Source organism: Chryseobacterium sp. KMC2 (assembly GCF_016756935.1).
In the GTDB taxonomy this organism is placed as follows: domain Bacteria; phylum Bacteroidota; class Bacteroidia; order Flavobacteriales; family Weeksellaceae; genus Chryseobacterium; species Chryseobacterium rhizosphaerae.
The window spans coordinates 242550-265931 of sequence record NZ_JAESIT010000007.1 but is presented as its reverse complement, the minus strand read 5'-3'; the positions used below and the strand labels follow the sequence as shown (position 1 = coordinate 265931).

Annotated in this window: 16 protein-coding genes and 1 pseudogene; 11 read left to right on the top strand and 6 right to left on the bottom strand. The window is 36.3% G+C overall.

Features of this window, described 5'->3' with window-relative positions:
• The 4 genes and pseudogenes from JML65_RS10805 to JML65_RS10790 form a co-directional block, all read left to right on the top strand.
• Positions 1–1536, top strand: a pseudogene (locus JML65_RS10805) (hypothetical protein); the annotation flags it as partial.
• Between the two features lie 7 nt (positions 1537–1543).
• Positions 1544–5320: a DUF6443 domain-containing protein gene (locus JML65_RS10800; RefSeq protein ID WP_202270872.1), complete on the top strand. Its 3777-nt coding sequence runs from the start codon at positions 1544–1546 to the stop codon at positions 5318–5320.
• Positions 5321–5326: 6 nt separating this feature from the next.
• The gene (locus JML65_RS10795) at positions 5327–5668 is read left to right on the top strand and encodes a hypothetical protein (RefSeq protein WP_202270871.1); all 342 of its coding nucleotides are present in this window, start codon (positions 5327–5329) and stop codon (positions 5666–5668) included.
• 72 nt (positions 5669–5740) lie between these two features.
• Positions 5741–6160, top strand: a complete 420-nt coding sequence (locus tag JML65_RS10790) for a hypothetical protein (RefSeq protein ID WP_202270870.1) — start codon at positions 5741–5743, stop codon at positions 6158–6160.
• A gap of 557 nt (positions 6161–6717) precedes the next feature.
• Here the strand turns inward: JML65_RS10790 and JML65_RS10785 are convergent.
• Complete coding sequence (locus JML65_RS10785) at positions 6718–7434, bottom strand: hypothetical protein (protein WP_047490792.1); 717 nt, start codon at positions 7432–7434, stop codon at positions 6718–6720.
• A gap of 53 nt (positions 7435–7487) precedes the next feature.
• Positions 7488–8912, bottom strand: coding sequence for a hypothetical protein (locus JML65_RS10780; RefSeq protein WP_202270869.1), 1425 nt, complete (start codon positions 8910–8912; stop codon positions 7488–7490).
• A gap of 344 nt (positions 8913–9256) precedes the next feature.
• Here JML65_RS10780 and JML65_RS10775 point away from each other — a divergent pair, with 344 nt between their 5' ends.
• Positions 9257–9811, top strand: a complete 555-nt coding sequence (locus JML65_RS10775) for a GNAT family N-acetyltransferase (RefSeq protein ID WP_047490782.1) — start codon at positions 9257–9259, stop codon at positions 9809–9811.
• 328 nt (positions 9812–10139) lie between these two features.
• Positions 10140–11642 (top strand): serine hydrolase domain-containing protein, encoded by a 1503-nt coding sequence (locus JML65_RS10770; RefSeq protein ID WP_052188665.1) that lies wholly within the window; start codon positions 10140–10142, stop codon positions 11640–11642.
• A 175-nt stretch (positions 11643–11817) separates the two neighbouring features.
• On the opposite strand, the gene JML65_RS10765 is transcribed toward JML65_RS10770, so the two are convergent.
• Positions 11818–12663, bottom strand: coding sequence for a class I SAM-dependent methyltransferase (locus JML65_RS10765; RefSeq protein WP_202270868.1), 846 nt, complete (start codon positions 12661–12663; stop codon positions 11818–11820).
• A gap of 194 nt (positions 12664–12857) precedes the next feature.
• Here JML65_RS10765 and JML65_RS10760 point away from each other — a divergent pair, with 194 nt between their 5' ends.
• Positions 12858–13814, top strand: coding sequence for a terpene synthase family protein (locus tag JML65_RS10760; RefSeq protein WP_202270867.1), 957 nt, complete (start codon positions 12858–12860; stop codon positions 13812–13814).
• A gap of 162 nt (positions 13815–13976) precedes the next feature.
• Here JML65_RS10760 and JML65_RS10755 read toward each other — a convergent pair whose 3' ends face one another.
• A complete protein-coding gene (locus JML65_RS10755; RefSeq protein ID WP_202270866.1) occupies positions 13977–16352 on the bottom strand; it encodes a TonB-dependent receptor domain-containing protein in 2376 nt (791 codons plus the stop codon).
• 35 nt (positions 16353–16387) lie between these two features.
• Here JML65_RS10755 and JML65_RS10750 point away from each other — a divergent pair, with 35 nt between their 5' ends.
• From JML65_RS10750 to JML65_RS10735, 4 genes are all read left to right on the top strand, one after another.
• Positions 16388–18130 (top strand): histidine kinase, encoded by a 1743-nt coding sequence (locus JML65_RS10750; RefSeq protein ID WP_317194054.1) that lies wholly within the window; start codon positions 16388–16390, stop codon positions 18128–18130.
• Positions 18127–18825: a LytR/AlgR family response regulator transcription factor gene (locus tag JML65_RS10745; RefSeq protein ID WP_202270865.1), complete on the top strand. Its 699-nt coding sequence runs from the start codon at positions 18127–18129 to the stop codon at positions 18823–18825. Before JML65_RS10750 ends, JML65_RS10745 begins: the two co-directional genes overlap by 4 nt.
• A gap of 173 nt (positions 18826–18998) precedes the next feature.
• Entirely contained in the window at positions 18999–19247 is a 249-nt protein-coding gene (locus tag JML65_RS10740; RefSeq protein ID WP_202270864.1) for a hypothetical protein, read from the top strand.
• A gap of 54 nt (positions 19248–19301) precedes the next feature.
• Positions 19302–19844 (top strand): hypothetical protein, encoded by a 543-nt coding sequence (locus JML65_RS10735; RefSeq protein WP_202270863.1) that lies wholly within the window; start codon positions 19302–19304, stop codon positions 19842–19844.
• A gap of 114 nt (positions 19845–19958) precedes the next feature.
• Here the strand turns inward: JML65_RS10735 and JML65_RS10730 are convergent, their stop codons facing one another.
• Together JML65_RS10730 and JML65_RS10725 are read right to left on the bottom strand one after the other, a co-directional pair.
• Positions 19959–21698 (bottom strand): hypothetical protein, encoded by a 1740-nt coding sequence (locus JML65_RS10730; protein ID WP_202270862.1) that lies wholly within the window; start codon positions 21696–21698, stop codon positions 19959–19961.
• 228 nt (positions 21699–21926) lie between these two features.
• Entirely contained in the window at positions 21927–23381 is a 1455-nt protein-coding gene (locus JML65_RS10725) for a sigma 54-interacting transcriptional regulator (protein WP_047490757.1), read from the bottom strand.
• Position 23382 lies beyond the last annotated feature (1 nt).

Here is a 23382-nt window from a genome sequence, read left to right as displayed (position 1 = left end):
AACAAACAATACGAAATGATTGTGGACAAGAAACCTTCCTATAAAATAAGGATCAGAAAAGTAGGAAACGTAAACAGCAGTCAGTATGCTACCTTGAATGTGGAATGGGTTGACAGTATATCTGAAACTAAAGAGTACAATAAATCTGTAGGGGGAATCCGGGTAGAAAAAATAAAGAACAGCGATGGCAATACGTTGGCTTACGAAACTGAGTTTATTTATAAAGATACAAATGGCAAATCCACCGGAAAATATATGGGGGATGATATAGACTATTCTTATATCCAGGAAGTGGCAGAGGATAAGGTGGCAGGATATAGCTGTGAACAGATGGTGATCAGTAATACCGGAAACTTCAATATTGCCACGATCAATGGAAAGCCTACAGTGTATGACAAAGTGACAACCAGGGTAAAAAATATCAGTAATGCAGCAGAAAGTTACGAAACTACAGATGAATACATGAATCTTAGTCACACCAATGCTAAAAATGCCAGAAGCCCCATATTCACTTATGCCAACAATCAGTTTGCCCGTGGAATTTTAATCGGACGAAATTATTATGATTCTCAGAAGAAGTTGCTGAAAAAAGATGTTATCACCTATGATTTTGATAATCATTTCAATAGCCTTTCCAATGATTATAGTGCAGGATTTCCAACTCTTCCGATAAGGCCTTATGTGATTGGAATTAAAGCAATCGCTGCCAATTTTACAACGTTTACGGTTAACCGATATGAAATATCATCTGCCTGGGTAAAGAAGAAAATGATGAAAACCACTAATTATTTAGCAAATAATAGTAATGGTATTGATGAGATTACCAATTATACTTATGATACCAATTATAAGCATACCAATCCAACAGTAATTAATGTTAATTCTTCGGATTTTACAATGGAAACTTCTTATCAGTATGCACCAGAACAGGGTAATACTGATATGATTGCGGCCAATATGTTGGGTATTCCATTACAGACAGAAGCCAAAGAAAACGGAAAAATAATCTCAAAAACAAAAATGGTATATGCAAAAAATACTTTAACAGGTAACCTGATCCTTCCGGTAACAACACAAAAGTTTGATAAAGACAATTCAGCTTCACCAAAAAATACTGTTGAGTTCAATCAATATGATGCACAGGGAAATATGTTGCAGTATACCACAAAAGGAAGTGTCCCAACAGCTGTTATCTGGGGGTATAATAATGCGCTGCCCATTGCGAAAATTGAAGGAGCAACCTATCAGGAAGCGGTAAGTTTTGCTGGCGAAATGATCTTAAAGTCTAATGAAGACATAAATGCTGACAAGGAAAAAGCATTAATGACCGCCATGGATGCCTATAGAAATCAAAATGCTTTTAAAAACTATAGCATTACTACTTATACCTATGATCCACTTGTCGGAATCACAAGTGTAACCCCTCCAACAGGATTAAGGGAATTCTACAAGTATGATGCAGCAGGAAGATTACAATCTATAGTGGATGCTAACAACAATATCATAAAAGAACTAAAATATAACTACAAGCAATAACATAATCATGAAAAAATATTTGCTCTCCATTGTAGTTTTTTTATCTATGGTTTTGTCTCTGGAAGCCCAGAACTTAACACAGACAGAAAACTACGTTTATAGCAGGACGTATTTAGAACCTGTTACTTCTTCCAGTACTACTGCAAAGCAGATACAGGGAGTCGGTTATATGGATGGCTTGGGAAGACCCAAGCAAAATATCTCCATTAAAGCAACTCCTTCAGGAAAGGATATTGTAATACCTGTAGAATACGATGCCTTTGGAAGGCAGGTGAAAGATATGCTTCCAGTGCCACAACAAAACACTAATAACGGAGGTTTTTTCACTACTCCGGATATGTCGGGAGTAGTGCCGGTTTACGGTACAGCCTCCAATTATTACGGTGAAAATAAAATTGAAAACTCGCCATTGGCAAGATTGCAGGAGCAGGCTGCTCCGGGAGATCCGTGGAAAATGGGAAGCGGAAAAACAGTGAAATATATCTATGAATCCAATAATGATTCGGAGGTTAAAAAATTTGTTGTTAATACTTCATGGACTACTGTTTCCAATGTGCCAACATCAAACCCCAAATTAAGTGTTTCTACTGAAAACACACCATTAGTTTCAGGAGGTTTTTATAAAGCGGGCACATTGTACAAAAATACCATTACTGACGAAGACGGAAATGCTACCATTAAATATACCAATAGCAAAAGACAGACTATTTTATTAAGAAAGAATGACGGTACTCAAAACATAGATACTTATTATGTCTATAATGAATATGGTCAGCAGGCTTTTGTGATTCTACCCTCTGCGGTAAAAGCTATTGAAGCTGCGAATAATAGTATTTCAACTGCTGTATTGGATAATCTATGCTACCAATACCGTTATGATAATCAGGACAGGCTGGTAGAAAAGAAATTTCCGGGAAAAGATTGGGAATATACGGTATACGACCAGCAGGACAGGATTGCGCTGATGCAGGACGGAAATCTAAGGACAACCAACAATAATTTCGGAGCACAAGGCTGGATCTTTACCAAATACGATCAATTGGGAAGGGTTGTTTATACAGGCTTTTTTTCCAATACAGAGACCAGGCAGGTGATACAGAATACTTTAAATAGTATGCCTTCAAATGCAGGAAACAATGAAAAACTCAGCAGCACACCAATCGTCCAAAATGGGATGAATATCTATTATGCTAAGGAAGCTTTTCCGAAGGAAAATATCACGATATTAAGTGTGAACTACTATGATGAATATCCCCCGGATGCCCCTGTAAAACCGGATGTGATTCTTGGGCAAAATACACTTTCCTCAGCAGCTTCTTCTATAACCGTCAATGGAATTACAACGAGCCGTACCATTAAGGGGCTTCCTACAGCAAGCTATGTAAGAAATATAAATGATACCAACTGGACCAAAGATTATGTATGGTATGATGTGAAAGCCCAGGAGATTGGCACCTATTCTATCAATCATCTTGGAGGCTACACCAAAACAGAAACAGAGCTGGACTTTAGCGGAGTTCCCAGGCAAATGATTACTTCCCATAAAAGAAGGAATACAGAAGCTGGAGTTATGATAAAAGAACGTTTTGAATATGATGGTCAAAACCGCCTTCTGAAACACTGGCACCAGGTCGATAGTAAGCCTGAGCAGCTGCTTTCTGAAAATTCTTATAACGAACTATCTCAATTAATCAATAAAAAGGTAGGGAATGGTCTTCAGAGTATTGATTATACTTACAACATAAGGGGATGGATGGCAGGTATCAATGAAAAACAAATGTCGTTACCGGATCTGGGTGGAAAATTGTTTTCATACAAAGTAAAATACAACCAGAAGGACGGGATCACCAATCCTGATTCCGCATTATTTCCCGGGAAAGATGTGCTTCCGAGATTTAATGGAAATATTACAGAAGTTGATTGGAGGGCTGTAGAGACTGTTGGAATAAACCCACCTGCTACTCCTAAAAGATATGGTTACTCTTATGATAAGCTCAACAGACTTTCAGCTGGATATTACCAAAATCCAAACAATCCTTACAGTAAAGAAAATACAGAATCTTTAGCCTATGACCTGAATGGTCAAATTTCGAATGTATACAGGACCTCAGTCACTGAAAATAATAATAGCACAGCTACGGTAATTGATAATCTTAATTATGCTTATTCAGGAAATAAAGTATCTACGGTTAATGATATTACCGGTAACTCAACAGGCTATGAAGGAGGAGGAAATACCATTACTTATGACTTGAATGGGAATATGGTTACTCTTTTGGATAAAAAAGTAACCTCTGTTAAGTACAACTACCTGAATCTACCGGACAATATTGTAATGTCTAACCTGCTCGGAAATTTTCTTGTTTATACCTATACTGCAAGTGGGAATAAGCTTCAGAAAATAAATCCTAGCTTAGAATGTGGTATTACAGACTGCAATACCATAAACACCATAACAGATTATCTGGATGGATTCCAGTATCTGAGCACTACCACGAGTGGAGGAAATGAAAGTATTGAATTACTGGCCCTTACCAAAGAAATGTCCAGGGCTATGGAAGTGCAGGCATTTTCCCTTGATGCCAACCGGGTTCCACCACCACCGTCAAAGACTCCGAATCTTCAGTTTTTCCCAACGGCTGAAGGATATTATGATTATGAAAAAGATCAGTATATTTACCAGTATAAAGACCTTTTAGGAAATGTAAGAGTAAGTTTCGGGAGAAACAGCGCAGGCGTTCTAGAAATTGTAGATGCCAATGATTATTATCCTTTTGGGATGAATCATCTGAAAACCGGAAATTCGTTCTTTGGGCAGAGCAGCTTTAAAAATTATAAGTTCGTAGGCAATGAGCTACAGGAAACGGGCTTTTATGACATGGGAGCCAGGTTCTACATTCCTGAGCTTGGAATATTTGGACAGCATGATCCTCTAAGTGATTCAACACTTGATCCATATGGTTATGCTTATAATAATCCTATATTCTTTGCAGATCCAACAGGTTTAGCTGGGGAGTCTGTAGTTGGAGATTCTGGGCCTGGTGGCCCTGCATCCATAGGAACTGAAAGAAGTCCAATTGATGTTGGGGAAATTGTATTAAATGCTCCAATCAGGGCAATGCCTGGTACTAATTTACCTACCTGTTCCTATTGCTATACAGGTGCAGGGGTAAAAGGTGGATTACAGAGTATGGGGATTGTACCTTCTCCTCTTTCCAATGAAGAAATATCGAGGAGAATAAATACACCTGTTCTGTATAATGGTTCTGCTTATATGATGGGCGGAGATGTATTAGGTTTTTCAGATTTATTAGGAATAATAATTTCTAATATAAAGCCTGAAAATCGAGAAGCTGCACTTGGTTTGGCTGCTTTGGCTGTAATCACTACAAAAGGTAAAGCTACTCCGGGAATAATAAATGCAGAGAGTAAAATATGGACAGTTGGATCTTATAAACAACTAAGAAGTGTTGAAATTGGATTAGATGCACATCACGTTGGGCAAAGTGCACTTATGAAAAGACTTGTAGTGGGTTATGAGCATGATACAGCACCAACAATCTTAGTTCCAGCAATAGGACATAGATTTTTAGGACCAAATGGAATTGTATCGAGAAGTACTAAAGGATTTGAAAATGCTAGACAGGTTTTGGCAAGAGATATTTTTGAATTGAGACGTGTTTATGGTGATCAAAATATACCAAATAGTGCATTGCAAGATTTGATTCAACTTAATAAAACTAAATATCCAAATGCATTCATTAAACCAGAAAAATTAGAATAATTATATATGAAACCAGAAGAATTAGTAAAAGTTCTCAAAAGAGAAACCATTGAAGGAAATTTAGAATTGTATAAAAATTTATTAGATACAACAAATGAAGCAAAAGATCCTGTATGGAAAGGAATCCTCCCTATGTATATAAATTTTTCAAAAGATGAAAAAGAAATTTTTATCAAATTTTTAAGAATTGTGGAAATAAATACTCTATCCCATGTATTAGGAATAATAGATGGATCTACATATGTTGATGGAATAACACAGGATTTTGTTTTAACTACAGGAGATAGCAATGAGAAAATTAATGATGACTTACAGAGTTTGTTTTTGGAGTTAATAGAAGAAGAATAAATGTAATTTAGAGGCTGTTTTTAATTCAGCCTCTTTTTCTTTTTTCGTTGATTATTCTTTATAAAAATTTATATGTATAAACTTATTGAACCGGAGGTTGCCGGAGGATTAGGTGAAAAAACAGAAATGGATAATACTTTTTTTCCTCCTATTGTTAAATATCTCCATTATGAATTTGATGGTTGGATGGGAAATGATATTCTGGAGTCGTTTCCCTGCTATATAGTAACAGAACAATTAAAAAAAGACATCGAATCTAAAGCGTTAACAGGTATTACTTTCGATATTGTTTTAGTATCAAAATCAGATACTTTTCTTGAATTGTATCCAAACAAAGAACTTCCAATCTTCTTTTGGGCTAAAATAAACGGAGAATCATACAAAGATGATTTTTTTATTACTGAAAAAAACACTTTGGCAATATCTGAAAAAGCTTACTCGTTATTGAATGATTACAATATAGATCAGGCTGATATTGAAGACCTAGAATAATGCCAAAGTTTTAAACTCACTTAAATAATTGAATAGATGAGACTGATAAAAAGTCAACTGATTTTATTCTATGGTGTGATGAAGTAATTAAAAAATCTGCAATAGAATGGATTGAGGAAAATAAAGCAGAAGAGACCGGAGGAGGATTTGGATATAAAAGAAGTTTATTATAATATGTTTTTATTCGATAACGACTTTTTTGTTATATTTGAAATAGTAAAACTAAAAACGTTCTTTAAATCTTTTGTTAGATTTTGCAGATTAAAATATTATTGGATTGTGGCAAATTCGTAACTAGTGCAGAAAATAAAATTAGCAATTTGTTTATTTTCAATGATTTACACGATATAGTTCGAATCCCTCACTCTCCGCAAGGTGCTCATTAAAAAGCATTATAAATAAAAAGCCCTGAAAATCACTTGATTTTCAGGGCTTTTCGTTCATAGCAACTGCTATGATTTTGAAAATACTTCAAAAGTTTATGGCCATATTGTAGCCATTATTTTCGAACCTTCGACGATGAGTTCAAGCTTTTTTATTATCAAATAAGCTTCCCATTATAGAGATTGCCAAACCTTTGCAATAGCCTCGCTATTATTAATATAGCTTAATCCGTTATGATTAATAAAGTCATTGTCATCAAATAATGTTTCAATTTGCTTAAAATTATCATAGTTGGCAGGTAGGTTATATCTGGCAAAGACATTATCATTGTTATTATTGAGATTAAACCATCGTTTCAATGGCAATCGAACAATGGGATATGGCACATGGCCTTTCAAAAAAGGATTTCCCAATTGGGAACCTGCAGTTACAAGACTAATATGGCCATATCCATTTTGATTTTCAGGTTGAGAAAAATAATCATAACAGAGCAATGATCCAAGACTGTGCGCATAGATAACATCAGGGTTGATGTCTACTAAATATTTTCTCAGTTCTTTTCGAAGATCCTGGCGTAATTTCGGCTCTTTTAGAAATTCGACTACCATATCCGGATAGTTATCCATCCAATCTTTAAAAAAGTTTTTCTGACTTCTTCTCCATCGCAAGAGCCCTAGAAAAGATTCAGCTAAAAACTCAATATAGTCACCTGCATTTGCATTGTATGGCTTAAAAAATGAATCGAATGGCATAAACTGCACAGCCTGATCGTTGAGCTGCAGATGCCCTTTTAATGCCTGGCGCCAATCTCTCACCCATCCTTGGTTGTTGTTCATTTGTGCATCTTTTCCACCAATTCCATGTATACAGAGTATTCTTTGTGCTTTCATAATTTTCTTTGTTTAGATTAATCTATTCATATTGAAGAATTAAACTTAGTGAATCAGAAGGATTGCAATGCTGGATTTATGGTAACCCTTAACAGTAAATGGTTTGACATCCTACTAATTTTATTTCCATTGATTTGCAGCAAATTGTTTTTAAAAATTAGATCTTCATAAGAAACTGCTTCATTTTTGCTGTTTTTCTGCTCAAAAATGACATAGATGCCACTTCTTAAAAAAGCCCCACCTGTAGATGCTGATACTTCCAGCTGAGGCATCTCGTCCCAAACCTGATCATTGGCGTTTTTTCCAAAAGTTTTGATTATTCCTTCGAATAGTTTGGTTGCAAGATTAAGATATGGGATCCCGCTTGCGATATCCAATGTGCGCATTTCCGGTACCGAATCAACCACATTTTTCACCTTTTCATAATATACAACAGCATCCTTATCGACTTCGTAAAGATCAAATCTAAGGTTGATGAAATCGGTAATAAGTACATTTCTAAATAAACCCCGATGCAAAAAGCCCTGCGCATAATTTCCATCTTTTACTTTAAAATTAACCGCCATAGTAACATCCTGTTGTCCATCTGTCGGGACCTGTGGATTACGGGTATTTATAGAAACCTTAAATATCCCTTCTTTTGTTCCACCAAAAAAATCAGGCATATGATCATTGTAAAAGGCTAGTGTTTCAAGATTAAGAGTTTTAAGGGCTGTATTTGTAACAGGGATAGTACCGATTTTTTTGCTGCTTGCCGGAATGATTGGCAGCGGCTGATTTTCATCATCAGATTGATTTGTTGTATCCACAAATCCAAGAAGAAGGGCATTTTGGTTTGATTTATTAAGATCGAGTGGGCTAAAAGCAGGGTTGCTTGTAATGCGGTAATATTCTTCCATAGCCTCAACATATCCCATAGTATCTGAAGTTTCTTTTTTACCTTGTTTTGAAGAAAGAAGGGATTTACCTACCTCCATTACAATTTTTCCAACGGTATAGTTCATATCTTCTTCATCAACAGAGCTATCTTCGTGTCTAAAACCCGCAACATGAAGCCATTCATGCATCCAATGGGCTGCCAAAGAAAGAAACATATCTTCAACAAGCCAATAATCAAAAAAACGTGTATTTGTTGTAATCAAAGGCTGGGTGCCCGTCACATAGCCTACTTTTTTCCTGCGTAGTTTTTCAAGGTGGATTTGTAAATTAATGTTATTGTCGGCGGTTTTGTTCCATTCCTTTCCGGATTTGATTATCGCAATAACTTGTTCGTTAGTTGCAGGAACTTTTTTTCCTTGATCATTGGTTAGTACACAATAGGAAAATTTAGCCTGTAAGACTTTCTTCTCAAAATCTGCATGGTTGACAACCTCTGTGAGGATGTTGATGGCTTTGCTTGCAAATTCCAGATGTTTACCGGTTCCCTGAATGTACGTAAACGTATCTAGGGATACTGTGGTTTTAGATGATTTTTTCATAATATGGTTAATAGTTTTTAATAGTTAGTTGAATTTAATTAATATTTTTCACATATATAAAGTTTATTTATGTTATTTGATATCTAGTTCTGGCCTCGTCTCATTGGCTTTAATTTGCACAAGATAAAAGAGGATGAACAACCAGATCATCCAAAAGCTTCAATAGAGTATTGTAAAAGGTTTTCCTAAAATTCTTGTAAAAAAAATGAAAAACCTTTCCATATTGTATCTATAAATCTATTGAATTAAACCCCAATAATAGTAATGGGAAAGAAATGCTTTTGAAAATTAAAAAGGGAATAAATAGCAAAAAACTATACCTTTACAGAAATATAAAACTAATAATGCTTACGATAAATTTCTCAGAGTTTCCTGAACTGGAAACGGAAAGACTGAAACTCAGACGTGCTGATGTAAATGACATCAATGAATTATTTGCGCTACGCTCTGATCCCAAAGTAATGGAATATATCCCCAAACCAGTAGCCACATCAATCGAAGAAGCATCGGAACACCTCAAAGCAATTGATGAAAAAATCAGCAGTAATGAAATCATTAATTGGGCAATTACCCTGAAAGGTGACGCTAAAATGATTGGGACTATCGGTTATTATCATATTAAACCTGAGCATTACCGGGCAGAAATCGGTTATATGCTGCTTCCGGATTTTCAGGGAAAAGGTTATGTTACTGAGGCTATTGCTGAAGTGGTTAATTATGGTTTTGCTACAATGGGATTACACTCGATAGAAGCGTTGATTGATCCTGCCAATTTAGGTTCAGCCAAAGTATTGGAGAAATGTGATTTTATGAAAGAAGGACATTTTAAAGAAAGTGAATTCTATAACGGAGAATTTATCGATACGGTAATTTATTCCAAAGTAAATGGACGAAATTAATGGCGAAAAACAAGAATTAATAATAGTAGAAACAGGATATATCTTATTGAACTATTTTTAATTATATATGAAAATACCAAAAGAAGGACTAGGCTTTTGACTGTAGTTTCTCTCTCCGGAAAAAGGTGAAAATCAAGTGGTTTTCACCTTTTTTGTGTTATGAAAAGATTGTGACCAAAACAAAAAGGTGATCGTAATACTTTTTGAAAAAAAACAGAGCAATTGAGAGCAGAAGTATCATCATTAAAATGTAACAGAAACGTTTTATGAGTTGTTATGATAATAACAGAGAAAAAATAGGACAACTATACCATTCAATTATTGACATATGAGAAAAGTACATGCAATCATTACACTGTTTTTATCACTCAACATTTTTGCACAAAATGTAAATGACAAAATAAAACTATTTGAAAACGACTTCTACCATTGGGATAAATCAAAAAAGAAGACTTCTTTAAAAGATAGAATGTCTTTTTATAATGTCAACGCAGTAAGTATTGCGGTGATTAAAGATTACAAAATAGAATGGGCAAGAGCATATGGTTTTGCAGATGCTTCTGAGAAAAGAATAGCAACTCCCCAAACGCTGTTTCAGGCAGGATCTATTAGTAAGACTATTAATAGCTTAGGTATTTTAAAATTAGTTCAGGAAGGAAAATTAGGTTTGGATGATGATATTAATAATTACCTTAAAACATGGAAATTTCCTTATGATGATGTTTCAAAAGGCAGGAAAATTACTATCGCTAATTTATTGAATCATAATGCAGGGTTGTCGGTTCATGGTTTCGGAGGTTATGAAAAAGGAGCCGCTTTACCTACGACAATTCAAACGCTTGACGGATTGAAACCTTCCAATTCCGGTGCTGTCAGGTCTGTATTTGAACCGGGGGTGACGTTGCAGTATTCTGGTGGGGGAACGACGATTAGTCAATTAATTCTCGAAAATACAACCGGCGAAAAGTATGAAGATTATATGCTGAAAAATGTTTTGACTCCATTGGGGATGGATAACAGTTCTTTCAGCCAGCCCCCTACAAAAAACAAAGAAAATTTGTTGGCAACGGGCTATAATTATGATAAAGAAGTGAGGGGGAAGTATCATATTTACCCCGAAAAAGCAGCGGCCGGTTTATGGACAAACCCAACAGATTTAGCAAAATATATTATTGAAACCCAACTGTCATTAGTGGGAAAATCAAATAAAATTTTGTCTAAAGAAATGTCACAAAAAAGACTGGAGAAAGATTTTGGAACATTTTCAAATGATTTTAATGGCGTGAAATATTTTAATCACGGCGGAGGAACTGATGGGTTTATTTGTTTCTATTTGGGAAGCGTTGAAGATGGAAATGGAATGGTTGTGATGACCAATGGTAACAGCAATAAGATAGTAGAAGAAATTGTGGCAAGCATTGCAGGCTTGAATCAATTTAAAAATTACCCTTTACAATCGAGTAAAGAGTCAATTTCTGCAACGATAAGAAAAGAGTTGTCCAAAAGTGTAGACAAAGGTCTTGAACTTTACAAAAAACTAAAGAAAACTCAACCTAACGATTACAATTTCTCGAATGAAAGCGAACTCAATATGCTGGGATATGAATATTTGAATAATAATGAAATAGATGCTGCCATCAAAATTTTCACTTTGAATATCAATGAATTTCCAACATCAGCAAATGTCTATGACAGCCGAGGTGAAGCTTATTTTAATAAAAAAGATTATCAATTATCAAAAAAGGATTATCAAAAAGTATTAGAACTGGAACCAACAAATCCAAACGCAAAAGCAATGCTTCTGAAAATAGAAAAAGAAACCGGGAAATAATTAATGGATTTTATAAAATGCTCATAGACTGCTCAATCCGGGTATTTTTAAAGAATAGGAAAAGAAACTCATGAATATAAAAACAATAAGACCTCCTTACGAAAGAGGTCTTTTTTTATTGTAATTCAAGACTCAGTATGAATATCGTCTGATGTGTATGTTTGGAATAACCGGGTCAGATAGAAAAAGTGAGCATTTCCAGCAGTCCTTCACCCTGCTGCTGAAACAGTTTATTATTTCCATTCAGCTGAAATTCGACATTTTTTATGCTGTCCATTTGGATGCTACTGACATTTAAATCATTGATGACTGCCATTATTCCTTTTCTGGAATACAGGTTTACACGGTCATCTATAAACTTTTCAAACAGGTCTATAATAGTATTGTGAAGAGGTTGCGCATACTCTGGTACATCTGTAAGTTCAAGGCAATAATCCATGATTACCCTATTGTGCTTATCTCCAGATCTAAACCTTTGCATCAGTGTAATAAATTGATGATTATGGATATAGTGAACAACTCCTTCAAAAAGAATAACGGAAGGCTTTTCAGGTTGATATCCCTGTAGCTGCAATGTCTCCATAAGTAGTTTGGTATCCGTTAAATTACATTGAATACAATGAGGAAGATCGGTATCAGGAATCAAATCTGAGTAAATTGTTGCTTTAGTGTGAATAGTATCGCTTCCGTCTACTTCGAAAATATGGCTGATCCTATCTGCACAGTGTTCCAACAGAAAAATTGATAATGGATCCAGACCGGCTCCAAGAATGCATACCTGTTGTTGAGGATGGGAAAGGAGTAGTTCTGAAAGTGCTTTTCTGATATATCTTTTTCTTAAGCAGATTACATCGCTAATAGTGGCAGAAACGGAAGCCATCTGTTCATTGGCAGCCGCTATAGAGCCGAAGTCAATATATTCAAGATATCTTTTCTCCAGATCAGAAGTGTATACTGAATTTGATTGTTGTAGCACTAAAGCAGAAGTAAGAGGGACATTGGTTTTAATATGAGCGTTCACGGAGAATAAATTTTTAAATGAGAATTGACATTTGTTAAATGTAGTTATAATAAATTATTATGTTTTAAGTATTTATTTAAATTATTTGATTTTAGATTAAATAATTTAAATAAACAATATTATGATTAATAATAGTTAAATTACGTGGGAAATTAAAATAAAACTGAATTCAAATCATGTAAACATTCAAATTAATGAATAAAACAATCACAAAAGACCTTAAAGTTTTGCTACTGAGTCCATTCCCGCAACGTATAAGTCCACATGTAGAGTTCCTTAAGGAAGAGAGCGAAAGATGGATCAGGGAAGAATATAGTTCTTTATCCCCATCCTTTGTCAAAATGATGATGAGGCTCAATGGTGCTTCCTGGGCTGCCCATTGCTGGCCGGATGCTTCTCTCTCCGTATTGACTTCCATCACCAGAGCTTTGCTGTGGGGGATTGCTCAGGATGATTATTATGCTCCACTTCAGGGGGATGAATTGTCAAAGGTAACTTATCGTATGATGGAGATAGCGATGGGTACAATTCCAGAACCGGAAGAAAATCCTATTATTCATCAATTTTCTATCTTTATGAGGGAATTTGAAAATATTGCAACAGAAGATTGGATGAAAAGATATGTATACGATATCTCTCAGTATCTTGAAGGGATAGAAATAGACTCATCGATAAGCTACCGTAAGAACATTAACTATCCCACCATTAATGAATATATACCCATTCGTAGAAAAAATGTGGCTATGGCTACTGTAAATGATAAGATAGAGTTGGTAACAGGTATTTTACCTGATTATATTGTAGTGCATCCTTTCATCCAGCAAGCCCGCATCCTGGCAGGAGATTTATTTGCCTGGAGTAATGATCTGATTTCATTGGAAAAAGAAATGCGGGATGATGAAGCGATGAACCTTGTATTGGTTATCCAGAATGAACGGAAATGTTCAATTGAAGATGCTTTTGATGAAGCTGTTCAGATGTATAACTCCCGTGTGGAGTGCTTTATGGATCTGTATAATGATATTCCCGATTTTGGTATCTATACGCCGGTGGTGAAGAAATTTCTGGAAGGGCAGGGCTTATGGATCAGTGGCTATCTGAACTGGTTTGAAGAAACCAACAGATATAAAACATCAGATCAGCTTATTTAAGTCATCAAAATATTATCTGAGAATAAAATCACTGGATTTGTATAAAATACTCAAAGACCACTCCATCCAGGTATTCTAAAATAACGGAGAAAAAACTTGAGAATATAAGACGAATGAAAAAGGACCTGCTTACAAAAGAGGTCCTTTTTATGTTCATATAGTCTAATCTCTGTTGCCACTTTTAGCTTGTCGCACCGTCTGATTATCCTTTTGATTAAAACGATAAACTAATGTCAGACGATAACGGGCCGCATTGGGAATGCTGGTTTGATTAATTTCATAATCCGATCCAATAGTTCTGGTGTTAAACTTTCGGAGTTCAAACAAATTGCTTACATCCAGCGTAAGTGTTGCTTTATCTTTCCAAAAAGTCTTGCTGAGCCCCAGGTCAATACTGTGCAGTGCGTCTGTACGGGTTTGCGCTGTAGCATTAGCTCCTCTGAAGTTATAGACTGCCTGAAAAGAAAGCTTATTTTTAAATTTTAGTTGGGAACTCAAACGGGCTGTAAGTGTATTACCGGAATAATCAAAGTTTTGATTTTGATAACTGCCTTGCTCCTTATAGTGATACACATTCAGCTCAGCATTTGCCTGTAGCCATTTGAAAGGGTTGTAGAGTAGAGAGAGCTCAAAACCGGTACGTGTTTCTTTATTAATATTCACTGGCATGGTGATCAATAAACCGTTAGCATCCCGGAAAGTATAATCCTCTATTACGCCGTTATTTCGTTGGTGATAAAGAGATGGGTTAACAGTAAATGTTTTCCAGTTTTTGAGGAAAGCCAGTTCAAATACATTGGCGTAAGATGGGTTAAGGTCCGGATTGCCAACATAACGGGTGCTCAAATCAGTAAGCTCATTAAACGGATAAAGCATTCCCAGTCTGGGTCTGTTGATACGTTTACTGTAGCTGGCTTGCAAGTTGGCGGTAGCATTGAAACGATAGCTGATATTTAATGTTGGAAACAGACGATTGTAATTCTTTTGATTGGTGTAATTGCCTGCACGGTCATCAATACCGATATGAGTGAGCTCACCACGAAGGCCTGCCTGATAACCAAAAGCGCCTGTTTTACCGGAAAACTGTATATAGGCACTTCCTATCAGTTCTTTATACAAGAGATGATTGTCGATCCCGTCAATAATTTCCCAGCTTGCAGTATTCTGTTGCTCTGCAATAAAATCAGAGTTTACCCTGCGGTCTTCCATTTTTAAACCAAATTCCAGGGTAGAAGTGCTATCTAAAGGCTGTACCATATCGGTCTTAATCATCAGGTCCTTACTTTTTCCGAAAGAATTTGTCCTGATCATAGGGAATGTAGTGGTAACGGGTAAAATTTTGCTGGTGGATAAATTCCAGTCTTTATCGCTGTCCCAGAAATCATATTGCATATCTACCGTCAACTTTTTACCTGCTTTCTCAAAAGTTTTAGTATAATTAAATTCGAGCTGGTTATAGCTTCGTTTTTCCCATGATTCACCACTTCGGCTGAGGCTGCTGTCAGGAACGCTGTTTTTTCCGGAATATAAATAACTTAGCCGGGTCTTGTCATGATCATTGGTTGAATTCCGCATGAAAGCAGCAGTGATCGTGTTATGATCATTGATTTGAAAGTCTGCACCAAAATAGAGTAGCCTTGCATCATCATGCCGGTCTTCATCCTGACGTTGGTTCAGGTATACCGGGGTCCCGGAAAGTCCGGCAGATTGCTGCATGGTATATAAACCAACATAATCTGATAACCGTATTCCATAAGTTGCAAATAAATTAATTCTATTGGATTTATAACTTAAACTGGGACTTATACGGGTCTCATTAGGAATACCACCCACCAGACGCAATTGGCCACTGAATCCGGCCTTCTTATTTTTTTTAAGAATGATATTGATGATCCCTGCGGAACCCGCTGCATCGAATCGGGAAGAAGGATTGGTGATGACTTCTATACGCTCTACCTGATCGGCAGGAAGCTGTTCCAGGGCATTATTTTGGGTTAATCCCGTACGACGCCCGTCCACGAGTACCAATACACTGCTATTTCCACGCAGGCTGATTGTTCCTCCGGGACTGACACTTACTGAAGGTACAATATTGAGTAAGTCGGTTACCGCCCCGGATTGGGAGACGACATCTTTACCCACCTCGAAAACCTTTTTATCAAGTTTTAAACTGACTGATGATCGCTGAGCTGTTACATTTACCTCCTGTAATAACTTGGTATCAGGTTCTAAAACGATGGTTCCAAGGTTGGTTACTTCATTGGGGTTTACCTGTAAAGGTTTACTGATCGCCTGAAATCCGATCAGATTGTAGTTGATTGTGTAATTCCCTGCAGGGATATTTTCCAGTCGGAAAGCGCCCTTGGTATCCGAAATTCCGGCGGCAACAGGACTTTCTGTGTTACTTCTTACCGTAATGGTTACATACGGTATGGAGGTACCTTGTTTTTCATGGATGATACCGGTTATCTGACCTGTCTGTGCAAAGCAGTATGACACAGTTATAAAGATAAGAAAAGGTGTTGCTAATAGTTTCATGATGTAAATTTAGATCACGGATAAACCGGTTATCTGTGAAAACATTTCAACGACTCTATAAGCTTCTAAACAGCCATCAGGCTTTGAAAATTACCTTGTATATTTACATCATGCATAACCTGTTATTTTTGTTGACATTGCTCAGTGCACTGACCAGACCTGTGATCCGTACTGAAGAACCGATACCTGTCTATAAAACAGGTGATAACAAGGTATGGGCAGCAAAAGATTATGATGATAAAGACTGGTCTCAGACCAGGGGAAATACCCTGGACAGGATATTTTGGTCGAGAACCCATTTTGAGTTACGTCCGGTGGAAAATGAGCTGAAACCTCTTGGCCTTCAGATTCAGTCTTTTGGTGCTTTTGAGGTATATTGGGATGGAGTACTGATTGGACACAACGGACAGCTTCCCCAACATGGAAAGCCAGAAATGCCGGGGACTGAGAGCAGTTATTACAGGGTTCCGGACCATTTGATTTCACCAGGTTTCCATACCGTTGCCTTGCGCAGTTCGCAATCATTTTTTCCTGAGGTACAGCGTTCTGTAGATTTTAAGATGGATAGCTATACGGCATTATTAACAAAACCTTTGGTGACAATGTCTTATATGAATCTGATGGCAGGAGCTTTTCTGATTGCGGCTGTCTATTATTTTTTTCTTTACCTGAACAGCAGACGCAGGCCATGGGATACCCTGATCTTTGCTTCTATATGTTTTCTTTTTTTTGTTTTACTGATCATGGAATACCTGAAATTCCATGTCGTAATCCCGTATACTGATTTTTTTGTACGTCTTGAAATCATCGGCTGGCTTACCTTTGCCAATGCCCTGCTGGTGCCTTTATATTTTATCATTCAGTTTAATTGTAAACAGGGGAAATGGTTGATGGGTGCCTTACTCATTACATTAGTATTGCTTTACATTGTACATTATGGAGCTTATGATCTTACTGCACGTCTTTATAGTTTGGCTATGCTGATTGCAGCTTTCATTGTAGTTTTGAATGGTATTATTCAAAAAGAAAAAGGAGGTTTTATAGCGTTGGCAGCGCTTGTAATCAGTGCTTTGGTTAATAAATTGGTGGTTTATGACTTTGGCCTGTTTATCAGTTTTACCGTCATTGTATTGAGTATGCTTTACCTTCATTCCATTAGGGCAAGTGTCATTGAAACAGAACATCAGAATGCAGTATTGCTTTCTTCAAGATTACAGTTAGAATTGCTTAAAAAGAATATTCAGCCTCATTTTTTAAGAAATACGCTGACCTCCATGATGGATTGGGTAGAAGAATCTCCTAAGGAAGGCTCACGGTTCATACAGGCACTGGCTACAGAATTTGACATTATGAATGAAATTTCCGAGCAAACTCTAATTCCTATTACTAAAGAACTGGAGCTTTGCCGGCAGCATATATCGATTATGGGGTTCCGTAAAGAAATCAATTACATTTGGGAAGAGGTGGGAATAGATGAAGAGCAGCTCATACCGCCGGCTATTATTCATACTTTACTGGAAAATGGTATAACTCATAGTGAACCTTTACCGGGAAATACTGTGAAATTTGTGCTCTCTTATTTTTTGAAAGAGAAAACCCATGAGTATACTTTTGAAACACTGGCAGAAAACCGGAAAGTGATGACGAAGAGGACTGGAGGAAATGGCTTTAAATATATTAGAGCACGGCTGACTGAAAGCTATGGCCAAAACTGGACCTTCGATTCAGTTGCTACTGAAAACGGCTGGATATCTACCATTCATATTTTACGACAATGAACATACTGATTATAGAGGATGAGGCAAGGATTGCCCGCCGCCTCGAACGAATGACCATCGAATTCTTTGCAAGTAAACCCGTTACAATTAGTATTTGTGACTCTTTACAGAAAGGACTTGATCAAATTAGAAATCAGCTTCCTGATCTGTTGCTTCTGGACCTTAATCTCAATGGAGATAATGGATTTGAAATATTGGAACAGATGGTAGCGGCCTCTTTTCATACGATTATTGTTTCGGCTAATACCGATAAGGCTATTACTGCTTTTGCTTATGGGGTACTTGATTTTGTTCCAAAACCTTTCGATCAGGAGCGGCTTTTTAAAGCCTTGACACGGTTTGTAAGCCCTGCTTTAAAAGTGGAAGAAGACATTAAATATCTTGCTGTAAAAAAAGCCGGACAGGTTCGTCTTATCAATATTACAGAACTTATTTACATTAAGGGAGCCGGAATCTATACCGAGCTTCACCTTACCAATGGCCGGAGTGAGCTCCACGACAAATCTCTTGAATTATTACAACAGCTTCTTCCTGATCAGTTTGAACGGATCCATAAATCCTATTTAGTTAATTTTTCGCAGGTTGAAAAGGTGCTCGTCAATACAGGTACCCGCTACAGTGTACTGCTTAAAACAGGCGAAGTACTGCCTGTAGGCCGCTCAAAGTATAAAGAACTCAAGAATAAGATGATCTGATTTCTGAAATTTATACAGTAGTTTTTTCTGGTATTTATAGTCACATGGTTTGTTTTGACTTTTTTGTATTTTAGCACACGCCTGAAAGTGGATTATTTTCATCAATTGATGAATGAATAAAACATTTCAGAATGAAAAACTAAAAAATAATAACTAAAAGATTGTATCAAGCCATGGAAAAAGAAATAACGGAGTTAACCGATCAGGAACTATTAGAGAAAGTAAAAAAGAAAAAGTCTAACGACATTACCAATGCTGTAATCCTGGGATTTCTGATTGGTATTGCCACCTACAGCACTGTAAAATATGGTTTGGGACTTTTTACGTTTCTTCCTGTGCTTTTTGCTCTTTTTGCTGCCAATAAATGGGGAAAAGACAAAAAAGTATTAGAAGAAGAATTAAAATCAAGAAACCTGAAGTAAGGCATTACTTTAATATCTTTAGAAATCAAATGATCACCATTAAAAAATAACCCTATGAAAATAAAACCATTCACCCTTATCTTAACCCTACTTTTTCAATTCGTAAGCTTAACTGTATTTTCACAGAAAGCTGAGGGGCTAAGTTCTTTATTGGATAAAAACGCTGAATTTATTTTCCCGCAAACCACTGACAAAGTTGCTAAAGTATTGCATACAGAAACTGTTTTCTATGGAGATGCCAATGAGGAAAAATATGCTAAATGGCTTACCAAATCAGGATTGGAATTATATTGCAGCCTTGGAAAAAATAATGTGATCAACGAAATGTTTTTCGATATTCCGGATGATAAAGTTATTATTGTGGAAGGTCTGCCTTTTGGTCTTGCCATGAATAAAACAACATTAGAGGAAAGTAAAACCAAATTCGGTAAATATGGTGCTAAGGTCCAAAAGCTAGGAGATGACAGCTCATTCTCGGGCGGTGCAAAGCTGATTTTCAAAAAAGGGAAGTACTATACAACATTGTTTTTTGACAATAAGAATCTTCTGAAATTTATAGGTCTTACAACAGAACTTGCTGATCCTGCTGCTGGTTAACAAGGTCCTTTGTCTTAAAATAATACCGGGTTTCCGGTTGGATATAAAAAACCTTCAGATTATTTCTGAAGGTTTTTTATTGCAGGTTATTAAAGTTGATTGTGCATCGTCCGGTTAATATAATTTTTCATAAAATAGCTCAATGGTAATGTTTCCATCATTTACTATTGAATTGTCATTCATGTGAAATCTTATACCAAGATGATCAAAGTCTACAAATTCATTGTTTTTAAAGGTGTGGAAAATTTTGTTACCAGCTACTAATCCTATGTTAGAAATAATATCACTGCTTGTATTCATTCCATCACCAAAAGTTAATATTCCAGATGATCCCGTAGAAGAAGTAATCGTTTTATTTACCTGGATTGTAAGGCCAAGTAATTTTGTATCTTTTCCAATATATGTTCCCTCAGATTGTAAGTAAAACCAAGTTTCAGTTCCACTAAGGTTTCCTGTTATATTTGCTGATTTTCTGGTATAGGATGAAATTCTGCCATACTGATTAATTGTATTGGATGCGATTTTTGGAAATGAAGATTCATCTGTTATCTGGAGTACTTTATTATACCGCCAGTCACTGGCTCCATCAATTCCTTTACCTAACGATGCTTTATAAACTGAATCTAATATTAAAAAAGCACATCTTGAACTGGTGCCATAGATATCAGCATTCCCTGATTTATTCACAGACACTGGGTTGCTTACTTTTATTGCTTCTTGCTCGCCGATTCCATTATTCTCAAGCATTAACAGCTCTCCGATACCCGGATGAAGACCTTGGTTATTCAATCCTGAATGAGGGGCAATAAAAGTAATATTATAGACATACGACCCTACCCAGAAACCACTTCTATTGGCAGCTTCTGCTCCACATGATATAAACGTTAAAGTATGGGCTCTTGACTGATCGCCACCTTCGATTACATAGCCGTTATCATTTGACCCATCACAGGCACAGGAGATAAAAGCAGAATATACCGTCCCTTTGATATGCCATTTTCCTCCTCCTACATAGCAGCTTCTGAAATTAAGAGAAGTATTAGTTTGCCCGGTATATATACCTGTTCCGCCATTTTGTACAGTGGTTACTCTTGATATATCCCCCTGAAAAGCACATAATACCCCTGTATCTCTACCTAATTTCAAACAATTCCCCCCTAAAACTGTATTTCTAAATTTCAGATTTTTTATTTCAAAATCATATCCTTTAAATATTTCCAATAAGTAATCTGTTGAACCTGTATCTTTTTTGTAGACAAAATTTATGTTTTTTAAAGTCAGATCTCTAAATCCATTAATAACAAGACCAATCTTATCAGAATTTGTAAACTCTATGTATCCACAATTAAAATTGGCACCCTGTAAAGAATATGGAGATTGAACACCCTCGATGGTAATTCCCACTAAATCGGAAACTTCTACTTTTCTATTAAAGGATAAAGGTTTTGAAAACCTGATAGTTCCCCCTTTGAAAGTTTTAAGATAATCTATAGCTTTTTCAAACTTTGCAGCATCATCTTTTTCATTAAAATTGTCATACACATCATCCATTTCGTCCAGAAATATAGTGTTGTTGACAGTAAATGATGTTTTTATATAGGTATTCTGATCAAATATTTTAAAGATATTATCGTCAATTGGAAAATTATAAACAGAATTATCGAATAGTCGGTAATTAACGTTTTCACCTGTTTTTTTATCGATTCTTTTTATAATGTCCGAAGCCACGGATGACTGACTATCATTATATAAGCTTTCACATGGAGTACATGTATTATGTAAAGAGTCATCCTGAATACTCTCTGAAGTTGGTACTGTATTGCTTTGGTTTTGAAAATTGCTGTTGTTGTCCATTTTTATTTCTTTACAGTAAAAATAGATCAGCAATGCGACAAAACGAGTCGTATTAAAATATTGTTTTTTACAGTTATCAGTATAACCTAAACGTTATTATATCTAATGAAATTTTATGAGTATATAGTCTTTTATTAAAGAGAGCAAAGAGATTTTCAAATTCACAGATTAAGTTATTTGTTTCCCTCTTTGCTCCTTTACAAGATTAAATTAATATTATACTGTCTTCTAATTACGCAAAAACTGCCCAATTCCCACAGAATCAAAGGTGAAAACAGACTTGTTTTCAGACTTATCGATTTTGCTGCTGATGGTCAATGCCCATAAAACTAATTCTTTACAGAAATTTTGATCTTCCGTACTTAATTCTGACGCATTTTCTTCAATAAGTGCTACTAAAGGTTTTATACTGTCTAGTTTAGCATAGAACTCCTCATCCGTATCGTTGTAATTGAGTTCAAGATGGTTTTTATTGAACCATCTGATGAGATCAGTGTAAGGTGTTTTTATATCTTCTTTTTCCAGTTTAGGGATGCGTGGGAATATACTTTCAAACTGTCTCATCACAGCTTTGTCGATTAATATTTTCGCTACATAATCTGCTCCTTCCTGTTCACCTTCATATACCAGTTCAATTTTTCCTGTGATAGATGGAATAATCGACATAAAATCGAGCAAACGTACTGTAGTCTTTTCGGTATCTGATTCAATCAGGCGTAATTTTGCTGCGGCCACCAGATTTTCCATGGCGCTGATGGTCAGACGGGCACTTACTCCGCTTTTTGCATCTACGTATTCACTGTCACGGGCTGCAAAAGCAACTTCCTCCAAAAGATCTTTTGCCAAACTGCTGATTTGTATTTGCGACTGATCTTCAGGCGAAATCATGGCTTCCTGTTCCGTAATCTGTCTGGCCAGTGCGATTGTTTTAGGATAGTGGGTGAAAATTTGTGAACCTATTCTGTCTTTAAGTGGGGTAACAATGCTGCCCCGATTGGTATAGTCTTCCGGATTCGCGGTAAAGACAAATTGAATATCAAGAGGCATTCTCAATTGAAATCCACGGATCTGAACATCTCCTTCCTGTAAAATATTAAACAAGGAAACCTGTATTCTTGCCTGTAAATCAGGAAGCTCATTGAGCACAAATATAGAACGGTTCGCACGGGGAATCATTCCGTAATGCAGTACCCTTTCATCAGAATAGGGCAGCTTTAGGGTCGCTGCTTTGATAGGATCTATATCACCAATTAAATCAGCAACATTCACATCGGGAGTGGCCAGTTTTTCGAAAAAACGGTTGGAACGGTGTACCCACGAAATGGGAGTTTCATCCCCTAATTCTGCAATAAGGTCTCTGGCGAATTTTGAGATAGGGTGGTACGGGCTGTCGTTGATTTCAGATCCTTTTACTATGGGCATATATTCGTCAAGCAGATTCACCATACTTCTGGCAATTCTTGTTTTCGCTTGTCCGCGAAGTCCCAGCAGATTAATATGGTGACCGGCAAGAATTGCCTTTTTCAACTGGGGAATTACCGTGTCTTCATATCCCCAAAGTCCTTCAAATACAGGTTCTTTAGCTTTAATTCTTGCAATGAGGTTACCCTGAATTTCTTCATTAATCGTTTTATCAGTATATCCTGATTTTTTTAATTCTTTAAATGTGATATCGTTTTTCATT